General features: G+C 49.2%; 17 protein-coding genes. 5 read left to right on the forward strand and 12 right to left on the reverse strand.

Annotated features, from left to right (window positions below):
- Positions 1–67 precede the first annotated feature (67 nt).
- Both ettA and J3369_RS13895 read left to right on the forward strand, forming a co-directional pair.
- A complete protein-coding gene (ettA, locus tag J3369_RS13890) occupies positions 68–1,741 on the forward strand; it encodes an energy-dependent translational throttle protein EttA (RefSeq protein WP_119501932.1) in 1,674 nt (557 codons plus the stop codon).
- Positions 1,742–1,884: 143 nt separating this feature from the next.
- Complete coding sequence (locus J3369_RS13895) at positions 1,885–2,286, forward strand: PilZ domain-containing protein (RefSeq protein WP_232373373.1); 402 nt, start codon at positions 1,885–1,887, stop codon at positions 2,284–2,286.
- Positions 2,287–2,290: 4 nt separating this feature from the next.
- Here J3369_RS13895 and radA read toward each other — a convergent pair whose 3' ends face one another.
- Entirely contained in the window at positions 2,291–3,655 is a 1,365-nt protein-coding gene (gene radA, locus J3369_RS13900) for a DNA repair protein RadA (RefSeq protein WP_349587917.1), read from the reverse strand.
- Between the two features lie 167 nt (positions 3,656–3,822).
- Between radA and J3369_RS13905 the strand changes: the two genes are divergently transcribed.
- Complete coding sequence (locus J3369_RS13905; RefSeq protein WP_349587920.1) at positions 3,823–6,351, forward strand: PilZ domain-containing protein; 2,529 nt, start codon at positions 3,823–3,825, stop codon at positions 6,349–6,351.
- A 55-nt stretch (positions 6,352–6,406) separates the two neighbouring features.
- Here the strand turns inward: J3369_RS13905 and serB are convergent, their stop codons facing one another.
- Positions 6,407–7,417 (reverse strand): phosphoserine phosphatase SerB, encoded by a 1,011-nt coding sequence (serB, locus tag J3369_RS13910; RefSeq protein WP_349587923.1) that lies wholly within the window; start codon positions 7,415–7,417, stop codon positions 6,407–6,409.
- 135 nt (positions 7,418–7,552) lie between these two features.
- Here serB and J3369_RS13915 point away from each other — a divergent pair, with 135 nt between their 5' ends.
- Positions 7,553–8,158 carry a hypothetical protein gene (locus J3369_RS13915; protein WP_349587926.1) on the forward strand — a complete coding sequence of 202 codons (606 nt, stop codon included), beginning with the start codon at positions 7,553–7,555 and terminating at the stop codon, positions 8,156–8,158.
- 10 nt (positions 8,159–8,168) lie between these two features.
- Here J3369_RS13915 and J3369_RS13920 read toward each other — a convergent pair whose 3' ends face one another.
- The 10 genes from J3369_RS13920 to rpoE all read right to left on the reverse strand — a co-directional run bounded on the left by J3369_RS13920 (position 8,169) and on the right by rpoE (position 17,035).
- Complete coding sequence (locus J3369_RS13920) at positions 8,169–8,933, reverse strand: TatD family hydrolase (RefSeq protein WP_349587927.1); 765 nt, start codon at positions 8,931–8,933, stop codon at positions 8,169–8,171.
- 14 nt (positions 8,934–8,947) lie between these two features.
- Positions 8,948–9,586, reverse strand: a complete 639-nt coding sequence (pdxH, locus tag J3369_RS13925; RefSeq protein WP_349587929.1) for a pyridoxamine 5'-phosphate oxidase — start codon at positions 9,584–9,586, stop codon at positions 8,948–8,950.
- Between the two features lie 34 nt (positions 9,587–9,620).
- Positions 9,621–10,532 (reverse strand): GTPase Era, encoded by a 912-nt coding sequence (gene era / locus J3369_RS13930; RefSeq protein WP_349587932.1) that lies wholly within the window; start codon positions 10,530–10,532, stop codon positions 9,621–9,623.
- The gene (rnc, locus tag J3369_RS13935; protein ID WP_119501940.1) at positions 10,519–11,208 is read right to left on the reverse strand and encodes a ribonuclease III; all 690 of its coding nucleotides are present in this window, start codon (positions 11,206–11,208) and stop codon (positions 10,519–10,521) included. Before rnc ends, era begins: the two co-directional genes overlap by 14 nt.
- Entirely contained in the window at positions 11,208–12,113 is a 906-nt protein-coding gene (gene lepB / locus J3369_RS13940; protein WP_119501941.1) for a signal peptidase I, read from the reverse strand. The genes rnc and lepB overlap by 1 nt, the downstream gene beginning before the upstream one ends.
- The gene (lepA, locus tag J3369_RS13945) at positions 12,113–13,909 is read right to left on the reverse strand and encodes a translation elongation factor 4 (protein WP_349587936.1); all 1,797 of its coding nucleotides are present in this window, start codon (positions 13,907–13,909) and stop codon (positions 12,113–12,115) included. Before lepA ends, lepB begins: the two co-directional genes overlap by 1 nt.
- 172 nt (positions 13,910–14,081) lie before the next feature.
- Positions 14,082–14,555: a SoxR reducing system RseC family protein gene (locus tag J3369_RS13950; RefSeq protein WP_349587939.1), complete on the reverse strand. Its 474-nt coding sequence runs from the start codon at positions 14,553–14,555 to the stop codon at positions 14,082–14,084.
- Positions 14,548–15,762: a MucB/RseB C-terminal domain-containing protein gene (locus J3369_RS13955; RefSeq protein WP_349587942.1), complete on the reverse strand. Its 1,215-nt coding sequence runs from the start codon at positions 15,760–15,762 to the stop codon at positions 14,548–14,550. Before J3369_RS13955 ends, J3369_RS13950 begins: the two co-directional genes overlap by 8 nt.
- A gap of 7 nt (positions 15,763–15,769) precedes the next feature.
- Positions 15,770–16,360 (reverse strand): sigma-E factor negative regulatory protein, encoded by a 591-nt coding sequence (locus tag J3369_RS13960; protein WP_119501945.1) that lies wholly within the window; start codon positions 16,358–16,360, stop codon positions 15,770–15,772.
- Between the two features lie 96 nt (positions 16,361–16,456).
- Positions 16,457–17,035, reverse strand: coding sequence for an RNA polymerase sigma factor RpoE (gene rpoE, locus J3369_RS13965; protein WP_119501946.1), 579 nt, complete (start codon positions 17,033–17,035; stop codon positions 16,457–16,459).
- 220 nt (positions 17,036–17,255) lie between these two features.
- Here rpoE and nadB point away from each other — a divergent pair, with 220 nt between their 5' ends.
- The gene (gene nadB / locus J3369_RS13970) at positions 17,256–18,947 is read left to right on the forward strand and encodes an L-aspartate oxidase (protein WP_303573095.1); all 1,692 of its coding nucleotides are present in this window, start codon (positions 17,256–17,258) and stop codon (positions 18,945–18,947) included.
- Positions 18,948–18,952 lie beyond the last annotated feature (5 nt).

Raw genomic sequence — 18,952 nt, forward strand, 5'->3', positions numbered from 1 at the left:
AGGACAAAGCGAGTACAATAGATGGCATATCATTTACTTATATTGAAGCAAGGACACTGTTCGGAACATGTCATCACAATACGTTTATTCCATGCACAGGGTTGGCAAAATTGTGCCGCCCAACCGTCATATTTTAAAAGATATCTCTCTGAGCTTTTTCCCGGGCGCCAAAATCGGCGTATTGGGTCTTAACGGTGCAGGTAAATCTACCCTGTTACGCATAATGGCCGGTGTGGACACCGAAATAGAAGGTGAAGCCCGCCCGCAACCGGGTATCAATATTGGTTACCTGCCACAGGAACCTAAGCTGGACGAGTCCAAAGACGTACGCGGCAACATCGAAGAAGCGGTTGCTGATGTAAAACACGCCCTTACCCGTCTTGATGAAGTGTATGCCGCCTACGCCGAAGCAGACGCCGATTTTGATGCGCTGGCAAAGGAACAAGGTGAGCTGGAAGCGATTATTCAGGCGAAGGACGGTCATAACCTGGACAACGCCCTGGAACGTGCTGCGGATGCCCTGCGTCTGCCGCCATGGGACGCCGATGTATCCAAACTGTCCGGTGGTGAACGCCGCCGTGTAGCACTATGCCGCCTGCTGCTTGAGAAGCCGGATATGCTGCTGCTTGACGAACCGACTAACCACCTGGACGCAGAATCTGTTGCCTGGCTGGAACGCTTCCTTCACGACTATGAAGGTACCGTGGTAGCCATTACCCACGACCGTTATTTCCTTGATAACGTTGCCGGCTGGATCCTGGAACTCGACCGTGGTCACGGTATTCCGTGGGAAGGTAACTATTCATCCTGGCTGGAACAGAAAGAAGCCCGTCTTGCCCAGGAAGAACGCACTGAAAATGCCCGCGTGAAATCCATGAAGCAGGAACTGGAATGGGTGCGCTCGAACCCGAAAGGCCGTCATGCTAAATCGAAAGCACGCATGGCCCGCTTTGAAGAAATGTCCACGTCTGATTACCAGAAGCGTAACGAAACTAATGAACTGTTCATTCCACCGGGTGAGCGACTGGGCGATAAAGTCATTGAAGTGAAGCACCTGAAAAAAGCTTACGGTGACCGTGTACTTATCGATGATATGGACTTTGTGGTACCGAAAGGCGCTATCGTCGGTATTATCGGTCCTAACGGTGCGGGTAAATCTACCCTGTTCAAAATGATCTCAGGTCAGGAGCAGCCGGACGAAGGTGAAGTGGTTATTGGTGATACCGTTCATCTTGCCAGTGTGGAGCAGTTCCGTGACCACATGAATGACAAGAATACCGTGTGGAAAGAAATCTCTGACGATTCTGACATTATCCGCATCGGTAACTTTGAAATTAACAGCCGCGCTTACTGCAGCCGCTTTAACTTCCGTGGCAGCGACCAGCAAAAGTTCATCGGTGATCTGTCCGGTGGTGAGCGCAACCGTGTTCACCTGGCCAAACTGCTGAAAGCCGGCGGCAACGTGTTGCTGCTCGATGAACCGACCAACGACCTGGACGTTGAAACCCTCCGTGCACTGGAAAATGCCTTATTGGAATTCCCCGGCTGTGCCATGGTTATCTCGCACGATCGCTGGTTCCTCGACCGCGTAGCCACGCATATCATTGACTACCGTGATGAAGGTAAAGTTAACTTCTTTGAAGGAAACTACACCGACTACGAAACCTGGCTGAAAGAAAACTTCGGACAGGACGTGGTAGAGCCGCACCGGCTGAAATATAAGCGTATGGCGAAGAAGTAATAAACAGGCCCCGCATTTGCGGGGCTTTTACTATCTGGTTGATTAATTTTCCGGCTTTCGCAGGATTAATTTGAACGATCAGGTTGACCTTACCCCGTTGTTTACACTAATAATTAAGGGGTAAGTTATCAGGAAGAACAATTGTGGATAAACGACAGTTTCAGCGTGTAGATTTAAAGGTACCGGGAGAGCTCAGTCTCCACGGTAACAGCATACCTGTTACTGTTGAGGATGTATCACTGCAGGGCCTGCGCCTCAGCGCTGCAGAAGCCATGCTGGACATGCTGCCCTTCGACAGTCATGACCCTTACACAGTGATGTTTAAAGCAAATCCCGACAGTCCGTTAATGACACTGTATCTGATCCAGCTTTACCGCCAGTCTCCGCAAAAAGCCGGCGTCATTTATATCGGCTGTAAAGTTGATCACATCGATGTGGAATGTCTCGCCGAACTGCGCCGCCTGATCAACCTGAACAGCGGCGACGATGCGCTAAGCGAAAAAGACATGGACGCCCTGCTCAATGCTGTCTATCCCGGCAACTGAGTGTTTAACTGAGTGCATCCAGCGCTTCCGACAATTGACTCACCGGCACGACCTGCAATCCGGCTACCGGCTGTTTGGGCGCATTGGATTTGGGCACGATAGCCCGTTTAAAACCGTGCTTGGCGGCTTCAGTGATCCGCTCACTGCCGTTCGGTACCGGTCTGATTTCACCGGCCAGACCCACCTCACCAAATACAATCAAATCCTTTGGTAAAGCACGATTGCGGAAACTGCTGACCATCGCCAGCAATAAGGCTAAATCAGCACTGGTTTCCGATATTTTTACACCACCCACCACGTTAACAAACACGTCCTGATCATTCATCTGCACATTACCGTGACGGTGCAACACTGCCAGTAACATGGCGAGACGGTTTTGTTCCAGACCGACTGCAATCCGGCGGGGATTAGCCATCTGTGAATAGTCCACCAGCGCCTGAATCTCTACCAGCAAGGGTCTGGTACCCTCCCAGACCACCATCACACTGGATCCCGGAGCCTGATTTTCCCCGCGACTGAGGAAAATAGCGGAAGGATTGCTGACTTCTTTAAGACCTCTTTCCGTCATGCCAAAAACGCCAAGCTCATTAACAGCACCGAAACGGTTTTTATGACTACGTAGTGTTCTGAAGCGCCCGTCACTCTCGCCTTCCAGCATCATTGAACAGTCGATACAGTGCTCAAGGACTTTCGGGCCGGCCAGATTGCCGTCTTTCGTTACGTGGCCAACGATAAACATGGCGATATGATGTTGTTTCGCAAATCGGGTCAGATAAGCGGCACTTTCCCTCACCTGCGATACACTGCCGGGAGCAGACTGTACATTAGCCACATTCATAACCTGAATTGAATCAATAACCATAATTTTAGGCTGTTGTGTCAGTGCCAGTTCGCAGATAGTCTCAACATTGGTTTCTGCCAGCATCATCAGCTTATCAGTGGGCAACCCTAATCTTTGGGCGCGCATAGCCACCTGTTGCAACGACTCTTCACCGGTAACATAAAGCGCGCTGCGTTCTTTGGCCAACTGACACATTACCTGCAACAACAAGGTACTTTTACCGGCACCGGGTGAACCGCCTATCAACATAGCTGCGCCGGGTACAATGCCACCGCCGAGTACCCGGTCCAGCTCTTTGAAACCGGAGCTGAATCTGGGTAATGCTTCCAGATCGATGGCATTCAGAGGCTCTATTCGGGCATTCGTCTGACCGGCGTACCCGCTGAATCCGGCCTTTACTGTTTTAGCAGGGGAAACCACAAACTCTGAGATGGTGTTCCAGGATTTGCATTCGCTGCATTGCCCTTGCCACCTTGGAAACTCTGCGCCACAGTCAGAACAGACGTAGGCTGTTTTACGTTTTGCCATTTGATTCAATTTAAAGGTATTATTTTGCGCTATTCTAACGTTATTATGAAGGCACTGCATACCGGATTAAAGTAGGGATGGAGTCCGGGTAAATGTTCACTTACAGTCTCAGCGAAGTCTGCCGATAAAAAATACAACAGGGCAGCAAATTAAGATCAGTAGTTAAAATGGAAAAAGAACTTCAGCAATATGCAGACATCATAGAGCAGCTGAAATCATCAATCGGCGCCCCTGAATTCAATCAAATTTTGATGCAACTGACGCAAAATCTTCCGTCAGAAAAACGCTTTCTCATCAAAATGGAGTTGAAAAGACTGGCCAAGCCCTGTGTCCGCTCAATTGATCTGCGCGGTCAGGTGGACGGTGAATGCAAGCTTTTCGAGTATCGTGGCAGGAAGCATTATCTCGATGACATTGCCATAGACGTTTTTAACCGCCAGGTGAATATCTTCGGAAATTACACCTTTGGTGTTTACGAAACGGTGATGGCAACAGAAAATAACTTCCGAGTGATGCGGGAGAGGGCTGAACAACAAGCCTTGCAGGGCACGGTTAAATCTGACACAGAAACCAGGCAGGAAAACCTTCACCAGTACTCCATTCCTGTTGTCAATTTGCTGAACTATGCTCACCGTAATCAGGAACGGATGAACTTTGCTGTCGCAGTTGAAATACAGGATGAGAGCGGCAGTCAGTACAAAGCCAGCAGTGTGGATATTTCTACCGAAGGACTCAGGCTGAAGTTACCGAAAGAATACCGCTTCCGGCCAGAGCAGAAGTTACATATCTTCTTCCGTGGCCTGGAAGATGAGTTTGCCATGGATAAGCGCTCGGGTATTGTTTATGAAGTTATCACCACCAAGTTTGAAAAATCAAATCATTACCTCATTCTGAAACGCAACCGTCAATTCCCTTCCCCGTCATTCGACAAGTTTCTCGATAACTTCATACACGGCAACAAACGCCGTTATAAGGTTAACCTGACAAACACTATTGATGCCATCATCAATAAAACTGCAGAGCAGTATATTTCCCCCTGTAGTCCATCGCTGCCGGTATTCATCGACAGTATTAATGACGCATTGCTTCCCCGTTATGCCATGCTCAACACCATCAACAAGGATATCCTGGATTACTGGAAGGATGAGACCGGTGAGATCAAACTGGGCTATTTGCTGAAACCTTCGCGTCTGGCAAAATTGCAGGCTGATGCAGATAAACATAACGAACTGTATGTTTATTGTTTCACCCACATCCAGAACGGTGCGGTGTATTTCTACTCGGCGTCCACACGTGAACTGGAACAAAAAGAATCACTCAAGTCTGTTTTCATCGGATTTGGTTCCCGGAAAGTCAGCTGGCGGGTATTTAAACTGACAATGAGCACCATGTCACCGGATGAAGCGCATTGTCCGCTTTCTATTCCGGATGACGTAGGCAGTGTGGCAAAGAAACAAAATACGCCGCCTTCAGCCCGGCTGATGGCAAAACTAAAACGTCTTCAATACCTGATGCATATCACAGATGTCACCTCTGAAAGTGGTCAACGGCAATATGCGGCGTTAAAATTTGACCGAAGTAATCTCACCCATCTTCGCATTTTTGCTCACCCCAGAAATAAGCAACCGGCCCCTATCCGCCCTTACCGTTATCGTTTTCAGGAACAACGGATGGAAACCCGCTATATTCTGCGGTCACCGGTTGAGTTAAGTGGCCTGGATGAAACCATGCAGTGCAAGGGGATTTCTGAAGATATCTCCATATCCGGCCTGCGTCTTGAAATTCCCGGCGAATTTGACGGAGAAAAAGGCAGCCTGGTAAAGATTGCGCTGCCTGAACTGCAAGCGCTGACGACCAAACACGATGTGACCGGTTTGATTTACGAAGTAGTTTATTACAATACTGACCGCAATATTGTGCACCTTCGTGCCGCTGAAGGTGAACCGGGCGCTGCAGCCAGAAAGTTCTTTGATAATCTGATCAAGCAGAACAAACAGGCACTGAAAACCTATCCGGAAGAAGAAGAAATTCCGGGTATCGGTCATGCCCTGCGTTGTATTAACGCCCGTCACACACCTAATTTCGCTTTTCTGCTGGCCAAAAACGGTATTCGCTACGAGGCGGATATGGCCGTCATGAACGGGTTGAATTCTGTGTCAGCACGCATGCTGACCCATTTCACCGGCAGTCGTAAAACCAACGTTGAGTTTCTCTACCGGGATAAGAACCTGGAAGCTCCGCTCATGCTTCATGGTATTAAGACCATGAGACTGGAAAATCAACCATTACGGCAAGAGCTTTTTATTGCTTATGATCCTGCCCGTAAGAACAGCAAACTGGCCATATTGCCTAAGCTGGATAAAGATTTTTCCAGTGATGACACCAGAAAGTCCTTTATCACTGAAGCATTGGCAAGAGGTCACTTTATTGCCATGCAGGTTATTTTAACGACCACAGGTAAACCGGATCTGGACATGCTGCAAGCCGAATTAAGCTATGTCAGCATGTACGCATTGCACCGCGCTAAAGAACTGGAAGAGAAGATCTGGGGTATGGGCGCATCTGTGCACCTTGTCGATATGACCAGCGAAGTAATGATGCGTTTTGGCTATGACAAAGCAACCATTTCCCGTAACAGTCAGCTAAGAGCCGTCAGCGAATCGACAGCGCAGATTGAAAAAATCCTCAACAATTGAACAAAGAAGGCGTGCTCACGGCATGCCTTCATCGCTTTTACTCTGTTTCAGCTTACTAGTCAGCCAGCAAATACAGCATGCCGTGCAAACCTGAGAACCGGATGGCGGTATCAGCTTTTTCCCTTACCAGCGGTTTAGCATGACAAGCCACACCCAATGCTGCTTTTGCCATCATTACCAGATCGTTAGCGCCGTCTCCCATAGCGACGGTTTGTGACATAGGTATTTGCCATTCACTGGCCAGAGACACAACAGTGCGCGCTTTCACATCAGCATCCACGATTTCACCGGTCACCTCTCCGGCAAGCTCGTCGCCATCGGTTTTCAAGGTATTGGAAAATGCTGCATCCAGGCCAAGCCGTTCTTTTACGTGATCGGCAAAATAAGTGAACCCGCCGGAGGCAATAGCGATTTTCCAGCCATGGTCTTTTAACACGGATACCAGTGGTACAACGCCCGGCATTAACGGAATACTGTCACGGATTTGGGCCAGCTGTGAAACCTGTACACCTTTCAGGCAGGCCACCCGTGATATCAAACTTTCACTGAAAGCCAGTTCCCCGCGCATGGCCCTTGCGGTTACAGCGGCAACCTTGTCACCGAGGCCGGCCAGTTTGGCTATCTCATCAATACACTCAATTTGTATAATGGTGCTGTCCATGTCCATCACCAGCAAACCGGGCGCAGACAACGATGGCCGGGCAGCCTGAACGACTATATCGACCCGCAACGATTCAGCCAGTTTTTCCAACAGCGGCTTTACCGCCGGCACATCAGCCGTTTTTATTGACCCCGTTACTACGGTTTCGTGGAACTTACCGCTAAGGGCATGTAACCGGAAACCGGAAAGCGTTGCGACTGGTGCCAGTGTGTCAGACACTTTTTCAAGTTGCCAGGCTGTCAGCGCCGGCGCATAGACAGTGATAACAGCGTCATTATTGTCTGAAGAGACTGCACCTGTGCTCTGCCACTGGCCGCCTGAAAAAACGATGCCGGAGGGATGTGTTTCCAACGCAGTTATTAGCGCAGCATGAGAATGTACTGAAGATAAAGCTACTGAATTCAATGTAGGAGGTTCCGCTACTCAAAGTATGCGTATCCTAGCGAATTCAGTGACCGGGGAAAACTGCCATTTATGAATAGATTATGCTCATGATGGCAAAAACGGTATGATGACGGCAAATGCGCTTTTTCTCTGATTATGACTGATAGATACGCGGCCTGGAGAACACCGGCCCCGGAAAAGAAACACTGGTTTGCCTGGTTGCAACGCAGAAGTGTGCACATTACTGTATTCGCCCTGCTGATTATGGCATTGGTGAGCCTGTGTGTGCTTGAGTCACGGCATGCTTCGCATGAAGCCGGACAGGCAGCGTCAGCCCCGGTCGACGTGCTGGGCGAACAATACGCCCTTATTCTGGCAGGTCCGGTTTATTCAAAGAATGGCGATGTCATTGCACTAAATTTAAGCCGCCTTGCAGAAACAAACTTTATTCTCGCTGCGGCAGTATTCGATAACAAAGGCAAACGCCTCGGCGTGGTGACCAGGAAGTCTTCTGTAACTGAAGAGTCCCCGGAACAAAACCACCTGGTAAGACTATTTTCCGTAAAAGACGACAACGGCAGTCAAACCGGCGTGTTGCAGCTCACCGTTGACAGTGCCCGACTTCTCAACGACGAATACGCACTATTGCAGTCTGAACGAGCAATTCAGGCGGGGATCTTAATGACCGGATTATTCGCCGGAAGCATTCTGACCGCAGCGGGCTGGCGATACCGCTACTATTTTATCAATAAAATGCGTTAGCCAGTGCAGCTCAGGGCTGAACAAACAGATCACGGAAATTGGCAGTGGTCTTCTTTGTAACCTCAGCCACAGACACACCAAATGCTTCTGCCAGCACCTGAGCAATTTGCACCAGCCGCGCCGGTTCATTCCGTTGCCCCTGTAACCCCTGTACGGGCATGTCCGGAGAATCGGTTTCCAGCAGAATATTATCCAGCCCGGTCTCAACCAGAGCATCCAGTGTTTTCTTACCACGGGGATAGGTAATTGTGCCCCCTGCACCTAATTTAAAGCCCAGTTCAACATACTGAGCAGCGACCTCTGCATTGCCGGAAAAAGCATGCACCACACCGCCACAGGAAAAGCCTGCCTGTTTAATCATTGCGGGCAAACGATGATGAGTTTTAAGGTGATGAAGGACAACCGGTAATTCACACTGCTTTGCCACGTCCAGTTGTGCGAGTAACCACTTCTCCTGTTCCGCAAGAGGCAGTTCTATTGTGGCATCGAGACCAATTTCGCCGATAGCGCATACTGACTGGCGGTGTTCTGCTACCGCCTTTTGCAATTTTGACACAGCATCATCAAGGGAGCCGCGAATAAACCAGGGGTGGATGCCAAAGCCGAGGAAGATATCAGAATGGCGGGCCTGAATGGCAAGCTGTATTTCCCAGCCTGCCGGTGTGGTGCCGGGGATCAGGAAGCCACTGATCCCTGCCTCCCCTGCCCGTTTAAGCACACCGTTAAGATCATGCTCAAAGGCGGGTAAATCAAGGTGACAGTGGCTGTCTATCATGTTGCCGGCTTATCTCAGGGCATAAGCCGCTGAGTACTCCATGTACCGTCTTCTGTTCTATTATACTCAAAACGATCGTGAAGCCGGTCTTCACCGCCCTGCCAGAATTCAATCTGATGCGGCTTTACACGGAAACCTCCCCAGAAATCCGGCACAGGAAGTTCTTTACTAGCAAATTTGTTTTTTAATTGCTGAAATTGTGTCATCAGCAATTCACGGGTAGCAATGGGTTGGCTTTGTTTTGACGCATAAGCTGCCAACTGGCTGTCTTTCGGGCGGGAAAAGAAGTACTTTGCATTTTCCGCAGTACTCAATTTTTCGGCCACGCCGCATACCCGCACCTGGCGCTCCATGAAAAACCAGGGAAAATGCAGAGAAACTTTATTATTCTGCCCCAGCTCTCTGGCCTTACGGCTGCCAAGGTTGGTATAGAATAAAAAGCCTTCTTCACTCACATCTTTCAGCAGCACAATACGCTGGGATGGTTGCCCGCTGCTGTCTACAGTTGCCACAGTCATGGCTGTAGGATCCGGAATATTTGCGTTAATGGCATCGTTCAGCCACTGCCGGAACAACGCTACCGGATGCTCAGTTAACTGAGTATCATCCAGACGGCCAGCAGAATATTGCCGCCGCATATCAGAAAGAGACATAGCACCTCCTTACAACGGTGAAACAAAAAGTAGGTTAATCGTCGCCGTAGCCTAATGAACGCAAGGCACGGTCGTCGTCAGCCCAGCCTTGTTTCACTTTAACCCAAAGCTCAAGAAACACTTTGTTGTCAAACAGGTTTTCCATATCTTTGCGGGCCTGCTCGCCGATAGTTTTAATATGATTGCCGGCTTTACCAATGACCATGCGTTTCTGGCTGTCACGCTCAACCAGGATAAGACCGTTAATACGGTATACCCCGTTTTCCATCATTTTGAATTGTTCTATCTCAACCGTGGTGGAATAAGGCAGTTCATCACCGGTGAAGCGCATCAGTTTTTCACGGATAATTTCCGCCGCCATGAACCGGCTCGAACGATCGGTAATATAATCTTCGGGGAAATAAAATTCGCTTTCCGGCAAAGATTGCTGCACGGTTTCCCGTAACGCATCCACCTGCTTGCCGTTTTTCGCACTGACAGGGAAAATATGCTCAAACGTGTGCAGTGCCGACAGCTTCTGAATCTGAGCCATCAGACTTTCTTTGTCTTCTACCTTGTCGACTTTATTGACCACCAGGTAACAGGGTAAACGGCTGTTTTTCACCTTTTCCAGCACCATGGCATCATCTTCGGTCCAGCGTGTGCCTTCCACCACAAACAGAACCAGACCCACTTCAGCCAGTGAGCTCGATGCAGCACGGTTCATGTAACGGTTAATGGCCCGTTTCTCGTCCTGATGCAACCCGGGCGTATCCACGTAAACCGTCTGGCATTGTGCTTCGGTATCGATACCTAAAATACGGTGACGGGTGGTCTGGGGCTTTCTGGAAGTAATACTGACTTTCTGACCCAGGATACGGTTCAGTAATGTAGATTTACCCACATTCGGACGGCCGACAATGGCTACCAGGCCACAGCGGGTATCAACATCTTCATTCAGATGCATGTTCAAGCTTCTCCAACGTTTCTTTTGCAGCTTGCTGTTCTGCTTTACGCCGGCTGTTCCCTGTGCCGAAAACGGGCTTTTCAAGTTGCGCTACAGTGCAACTGACTTCAAAAGTCTGCGCGTGATCCTTGCCGCTTATTCCTACCACTTCATACACCGGAAGAGGCTCACGGCGAGACTGTAAATATTCCTGTAAACGGGTTTTACTGTCTTTCGGATGTTCATTCGGATCGAGCCGGTCAATACGTGCAGACCACAAACTCAGAATCACTTTACTGACGGTATCGATGCCTGCATCCAGATAGATGGCACCCAGTATGGCTTCAACAGCATCAGCGAGGATAGAACTGCGGCGGTGACCACCACTTTTTAATTCACCCTGCCCCAGTTTAAGCAATTCACCTACGCCGGCTTCTTTCGCCATTTCAGCCAGGGTATCGCCCTTCACCAGGGTTGAACGCATGCGGGTCAATTTCCCCTCCGGTACAGACGGGAAACGGGCGAATAACGCATCTGCGATGACCATGCCTAATACGGCATCGCCCAGAAATTCCAGCCGTTCATTGTGCTTTTTCGCTGCACTGCGGTGGGTTAAAGCCTGCTCAAGCAAACCTTCGTCTTTAAAGCGGTAATCCAGTAATTTTGATAACCGTGCGTATCTGTCGATACCCTGCATTACTCTATGCCACCAATCCGGTTAAATCTGATACCTGTCGGTACCCATCCCGGTAACACGCTGTCTGCCGGACGTTCAAACTCAAAACTGATCCAGATAGCCACGGCTTTACCTACCAGATTATCATCAGGAACAAATCCCCAGAAGCGGCTGTCACGGCTGTTTTCACGGTTGTCGCCTAATACAAAGTATTGTCCTTCAGGAACAATCCATTCATTACTGCGGGTACCCGGTTGCGTGTAAAAATTTGATGCCGGAATACTGCGTCCGGGATTGCGCAAAATGTCGTGGGTCACATCGCCAAGTTGCTCGGTGTAACGCAACAACGGCACCATGTCCTGCACAAATTCGCCGCGCTCTTTAAATTCCAGAGGTACCGGTTGCTGTTTCGGGCAGTCGCTGCCGCTTTCACAGTATGGCTTAATAAAAACTTGTTTGTTCTGATACACAATGGTGTCGCCAGGCAGACCCACTACACGTTTAATGTAGTCTACATTCGGATCTTCAGGGTATTTGAATACCACGACATCGCCACGCTCCGGTTCACCGGTTTCCAGAAACTTGGTGCGGAACACCGGGTCTTTTAAACCGTAGGCATACTTTTCTACCAGAATGAAATCGCCTACCAGTAAGGTAGGCATCATAGAACCGGAAGGGATCTGAAACGGTTCATACAAAAATGAACGTAACACCAGTACAAACGCGATGACCGGAAAAATTTGTTGTGATGTATCCACCAGCCAGGGCAACTCACTTTGAGGACCCGTTGATGAACCACCGGCTACCGCTTCACCACCTGCGAGCTTTTCCTTTCTTGCCGGTGCCCACAGCAAACTGTCCAGCAGCCAGATTAATCCGGTTGCTACTGTCAGGATCACCAACAAAATTGAAAAATAATTTGCCATTACTTACCTACCTTGAGAACAGCGAGGAACGCATCCTGAGGTAATTCAACATTACCTACCTGCTTCATGCGTTTCTTTCCTTCTTTTTGTTTTTGCAGCAGTTTTTTCTTACGGCTCACGTCACCACCATAACACTTGGCGATAACGTTTTTGCGCAGCTGTTTAACTGTGCTTCGTGCAATAATATGGTTACCGATAGCAGCCTGAATAGCGATATCAAACATCTGGCGCGGGATCAGTTCACGTAACTTTTCAACCAGTTCACGACCACGACCCTGACTGTTTTCACGGTGGGTGATCATGGCCAGTGCATCCACACGTTCGCCGTTGATAAGTACATCAACACGCACCATGTCAGACTGCTGGAAGCGCTTGAAGTTATAGTCCAGTGAAGCAAAACCACGGCTGGTTGATTTCAACCGGTCAAAGAAGTCCATTACGACTTCAGCCATCGGTATTTCATAGGTTACCGCGACTTGCTTACCATGATAAGTCATGCTGGTCTGCATACCACGCTTCTCAACGCAAAGTGTGATGACATTACCGAGGTATTCCTGAGGAACAAGAATGTTTGCCTCTACCATCGGCTCGTGAATCTCTTCGATTTCATTCACCGGTGGCAAATTAGAAGGGTTATCAACCTGTACGGTTTCCCCTTTGGTTGTAACAACCTGATAAATTACTGTTGGTGCGGTGGTGATAAGATCAAGATCGTATTCCCGCTCCAGACGCTCCTGAATGATTTCCATGTGCAGCATGCCAAGGAAACCAATCCGGAAACCAAAACCAAGAGCAGCTGAACTTTCCGGTTCATAAAACAATGAAGCATCATTCAGACTCAGTTTCGATAATGCGTCACGAAAATCTTCGTAATCGTCTGAGCTTACCGGGAACACACCGGCATAGACCTGAGGTTTAATTTTCTTAAAACCGGGCAGCGGCTTATCAGCCGGCTCACGTGCCAGTGTGATGGTATCACCCACCGGGGCACCGTGGATCTCTTTGATACCGGCAATGATAAACCCAACTTCTCCGGCACGGAGAATACCGGTATCAGTTTGCTTAGGAGTGAAAATACCCACTTTGTCCGCCTGATGGGTCTGACCGTTAGACATGATTTTAATTTTGTCTTTTACGTTCAGTTCACCCTGAACAATACGTACCAGAGACACAACGCCCTGATAGTTATCAAACCAGGAATCGACAATCAGCGCTTTCAGCGGTGCATTTCTTTCACCTTCCGGTGGCGGAACACGGTAAACAATAACTTCCAGTACGTCTTCAATACCCACGCCGGTTTTGGCTGAGCAACGCACAGCATCGATGGCGTCAATACCGACGATGTCTTCAATTTCTTCTGCTACACGCTCAGGTTCAGCCTGCGGCAAATCAATTTTATTAAGGATTGGCACCACTTCCATATCCATATCAATGGCGGTGTAGCAGTTTGCCAGAGTCTGTGCTTCTACGCCCTGTCCGGCATCAACCACCAGCAGCGCACCTTCACAGGCTGCAAGTGAGCGGGATACTTCGTAGGTGAAGTCCACGTGTCCCGGTGTATCGATAAAGTTCAACTGATAGGTTTCACCATTCTTCGCGGTGTAATTCAACGTTACACTTTGCGCTTTGATGGTAATACCCCGTTCGCGCTCAATATCCATCGAATCCAGCACCTGTTCGGCCATTTCCCTGTCAGTCAGTCCTCCGCAATGCTGGATAAGACGATCAGACAGTGTAGATTTACCGTGATCGATATGGGCGATGATGCTGAAATTACGTATGTGCGACTGTTGCATAATGCTGGAAAATGTCCTGCGAGAATTAAGTTAAACAAACCGGATTTTATTTGAACCGGCAAAACCACAATACTTCTGCCCGGGAAAGTTAATACGGCAGCGCAAAGCGTGCGGATTTTACCTATTTCTTCACTGAAAAGCGAATCAGTGTACAAGCCTTATCAGGCTCAGCTCAGGGCTGATGTTGCTGAACGGCTCCGTTAGCAGGAATGGAAGAAAGAATAACAGGACGGAAACGGGTCTGGTCGCGCTTTTTCAGGTAACCTGAAATTACCGTGAAGGCCAGAAACGTCACACATAGACTACCCAGTAAAACCCAAAATTCGCCGCTGAGTCCCACAGCCGGCAGCAGTGCATTAAAGCTCAGCGCACTGGCAATAAAGATAATAAGAGGAATAACGTAAAGCCAGAGTGAAGCAGTCACAATGCCGGCTTCCGGCACGCCGATACTGACTTTATCTCCCACCTTACAGGGCACCGGAGATTGCATTGTCAGTTGCTGGGTTTTCGGCGACAATGCGCGGGAAATCACACCTGATCCACAGTCAGATTGCGCCTGACAGGATGAACAGGTGGTTTTGATAGCGGCTTCGACGGTGATCACGTCACCGTCGACAGCTATTACCGTAGCGGTTTCCTTAATCACCGCTGACCTCTTTGAGCTTCAAAGAAGTGGCAATAGCATTGGCCGTCTGCAGAGGAATTTCCCCGATGACTGTCACCTGGGCCTTACCATCGGTGAGAGTCAGAAACGTACTCAGGTCATGGCGCAGGACTAAATCGGAACCGATAGCGTCACTGGCAGGCTGTACATATACAGACACATCCACCAGCCCGTCAGAGAACAATTTGTATTCCACCACCTGCCCTGTCATCGCCAGGCGGCGGATATCTCTTTTCACTTCGACCATACCATCAGGAAGATAATCGACTTCCCATCCTTGCTGACGGTTTGTGGACGGCGTCAAAGCCAGTGGACTGGGAAGAGAAGCTCGGTTCACACGGGCAAAATACGCAGGCGGCGTGTCTGACATTGTCAGTGATGTAACCTGAATTTGCTCCAGCACATTACCCTGTAGATCCAGCGTATTAAGTTTCAGCAACATCCCCGACTGTTCATCCAGCCAAAGCTGGTAACTGAAACGGGTATTATCACGACTGACGATCCTGAACTGCTGAGCTGGCCGGCCTGCCACACGGGCTCTGCCCACAGATACAAACTCGTAGCCTTTGGTCAGAGAAACCGGTTCGTACAGCAACTCTCCGGGTATAGGACCATTGATATACTGAGAATGCAGACTGTAAGGCTGGGTATCCGGTTCAAATATACTGACCACATCCCCTACCCGGATGAGCTCTCTTCCGGGGCCGTTTTGCAGATTCAACTGCTCCACGCTGGTACCGTCTTCAAGTACACCGTGCCGCCACAAGTAGGGCACAGTTTCCTGATTTAACCGGCTGACGACATAGGCCACCTGAAAATTCAGTGTACGGGTCGCTGCAGTCATTTTCTCCAGCCATCCGGTCACCGACTCCGGCTTAACCTGCGCTGCTCCAACAGACTCCGGTTCTGCACTGTCATTATGTGCTGCGGCTTTCTGGCTGATAGCTTCTTCCGCTGTCACGATAGAATCGGGAGGTAAAATATCCTGAGACACCGGATTATGAGCATCAGATTCCGCTTCGATTTCAGCAGCAACCTGCCGCGAAGCCGCTTCAATCCCGTTTTCCTGAGCCGGAACAGGTGAAGAAAGAACGATAATGGAAAACGTGCATGCCAGAAAAGCATGCCCTGAAAACGCGCGTACCAGCTCCACTGGAGCTGGTACGCGTTGTATAAATGATTTTGTCATTTAGCTCTTAATTTGGATTAGCGTCAGACTCAGCACGTTCTTCTACGGCTTTACTTTGATCTTCTGCCTGCTTCAGCTGAATCTGTTGTTCATGGTCAGCGATGATAGCATTGATCTTACGCTTTTTCTCCAGCACAACATTCATATCGTTGCGCGGAATCGTACGGGTCTGTTCCAGGCTAACCGGAGAAAGCCCACCCAGACGGGTATTCGTCTCAAACGTAGAGAACGGTTCTGCAGGTTCCGGCTGATTCATTTGTTGAACACCAAGAATCACCGCGACAGCTACTGAAGCAGCAACGGCGAACTGTCCACCCTGTTTGGCAAATGGCACCACACTACCGACCAGCGGCAATGATTTCCAGCCTGAACGCTTCGGCGCCATCACTGTAGGTTCACTTTCTAAGGCAGCGGCTACCGCAGCAGTAATGTCTAACTGAGGTGCGACCGTGGCTTCTTTACGTAAACCACTACGAATAACATGATATCGCTTCCACTTTGTTTTTAGCTCTTCATCATTAAGGATTGCATCCATGATGTCAGCGCTGTTTGTCTCGCCATCCATAAAGGCTGACAATTTTTCTTGCTGTTGCGTCATATTATAAAATCCTGATCGAAATGATCGTTTACCACCTTAACACAGCTAGTTAGTTCGTTTCATCCCGTGAAAGTTCAATTTCATCGTGAAAAAAAATCAATTTTCTAACAATGGCTGTATGACCTTGTCGATTGCCTCACGTGCCCGGAAGATCCGGGAACGGACTGTACCGACAGGACACCCCATTACGCTGGCGATTTCCTCATAACTTAAGCCTTCAATTTCCCGCAGGGTTATTGCCATACGTAAATCGTCGGGTAACTTCTCCACAACACGGAATAATGTAGCTTCGAGTTCATCAGACAACAAACTGCGTTCCGGCGTGGATTGCTCTTTCAGCGCATCACTGCCTTCGTAATAGTCTGCGTCTTCAGCGTCGACATCATTTGCAGGCGGCTTTCGCCCCTGTGCCACAAGATAATTCTTAGCGCTGTTAACGGCAATGCGGTACAACCAGGTGTAAAACGCACTGTCGCCGCGAAAATTTGGTAACGCGCGGTAAGCCTTGATAAACGCATCCTGAGTGACATCTGCAACATCACCGGAGTTTTTGACATATCGAGACACCAAATGCATCACTTTATGCTGGTAACGGGTTACCAGTAAGTTAAATGCATTTTTATCACCGCTTTGTACCTTTTCAACAATCTGTTGATCGGTTATCTGCTCGCTCATCCGAGCTATTTCTCCTTAACATCTACCACATAAACAGCTCATGCAAGCATCAGGTAGACTGCATTATTCCCAATAAGTTCGCAAAAAATGCGGACAATCTTTAAATTATCAATAAATAATATAAGAAAAATCCTGCAGACGCGCGCTCTATGCTTTGCGTTTTGCTGTGCTTCCTTTAGACTTGCCGGACCTTAGCCTACAAGTAAACCGCTAAAATACCATGAAATCAGTGGCTTCTTCACTAACATCAGCGGATCCGAAAGGAATTGAGCACCAATGTGATGTTTTAGTCATCGGCAGTGGTGCTGCCGGATTAAGTCTGGCGCTGAAACTTGCAAATCATTGTAACGTGATTGTGCTGAGCAAAAGCGACCGCAATGAAGGATCGACCCGATACGCCCAGGGCGGTATTGCCGCCGTTTTCGACGAACATGACTCTGTTGAGGCACACGTTGCTGACACACTAAATGCCGGTGCCGGATTATGTGAAGAAGACGCAGTACGCTTCACAGCCCAAAATGCCAAAGATGCACTGAACTGGCTGATAAATCACGGCGTACCTTTTGATACTGAAACGAATGAGCAGGGTGAGGAGCGTTTTCACCTGACCCGTGAAGGTGGTCACAGTCACCGCCGTATTTTACATGCTGCCGATGCAACCGGTGAAGCGCTGCAAATTACTCTGAATGATGCCGTGTCATCCCACCCCAATATCCGGTTCCTGGAACGGTACAACGCCATCGACTTAATTAAGTCCCGCAGTAATAACCTGCACTGTACCGGTGTGTACGCGTGGAATCTGGAACAGGCCCATGTTGAAGTTATCCGCAGCCGTTTCATTGTGCTGGCCACGGGCGGCGCGAGCAAAGTGTATCAGTACACATCTAATCCGGATGTGTCCAGCGGTGACGGTATTGCCATGGCCTGGCGTGCTGGTTGCCGTGTGGCGAATATGGAATTCAATCAGTTCCATCCCACCTGTTTGTATCATCCTCAGGCAAGAAACTTCCTGATTACCGAAGCACTGCGGGGTGAAGGTGCACAGCTGTGCCATGCTGATGGGACACGCTTTATGACACGCTTCGATGAACGGGGCGATTTAGCGCCCAGGGATATTGTTGCCCGTGCCATCGACTACGAAATGAAACGTCTGGGTGCTGACTGTATGTATCTGGATATCAGTCACAAGCCGGCTGACTTCATTGAAAAGCATTTCCCGAACATTTACCGCAAGTGTCTGTCTGTGGGCATCGATATCACTAAGGAGCCTATTCCCGTGGTGCCTGCCGCGCACTATAGCTGCGGTGGTGTCATGACTGATTTTAATGCCAAAACTGACCTCGATAACGTTTATGCCATAGGTGAAGTAGCTTATACCGGCCTGCATGGTGCGAACCGTATGGCATCAAACTCTCTGCTGGAATGTGTGGTCTACGCTGCAGCTGCCGCGAAAGACATCCTTACTCATTTGCAGGACGACTACACTGAAGAGACGATTGCCCCCTGGGATGAATCACAGGTTACCAATTCAGACGAAGAAGTCATCATTCAGCATAACTGGCATGAACTGCGTTTGTTTATGTGGGATTACGTGGGCATTGTCCGTACTAACAAAAGACTCGAGCGCGCACTGCGACGGATCCAGTTGCTTAGCCAGGAAATTCAGGAATATTACGCACACTTCCGGGTCAGCAATAACCTGCTGGAACTGCGTAATCTGGTGACGGTTGCGGAACTGATTGTCCGTTGCGCAATGAACCGTAAGGAAAGCCGGGGCCTGCATTACAATGTGGACTATCCGGACCTGCTACCGCAAGCCAGACCCACAGTACTTAAACCTTTGCCGGCCAAATGTCAGCCTGAGCCCGGTACACTGGCCACCAGTACTTACCGGGAAGATGAGCAGCTTTAACAACC

Source organism: Alteromonas sp. NFXS44 (assembly GCF_040148705.1).
GTDB lineage: Bacteria > Pseudomonadota > Gammaproteobacteria > Enterobacterales > Alteromonadaceae > Alteromonas.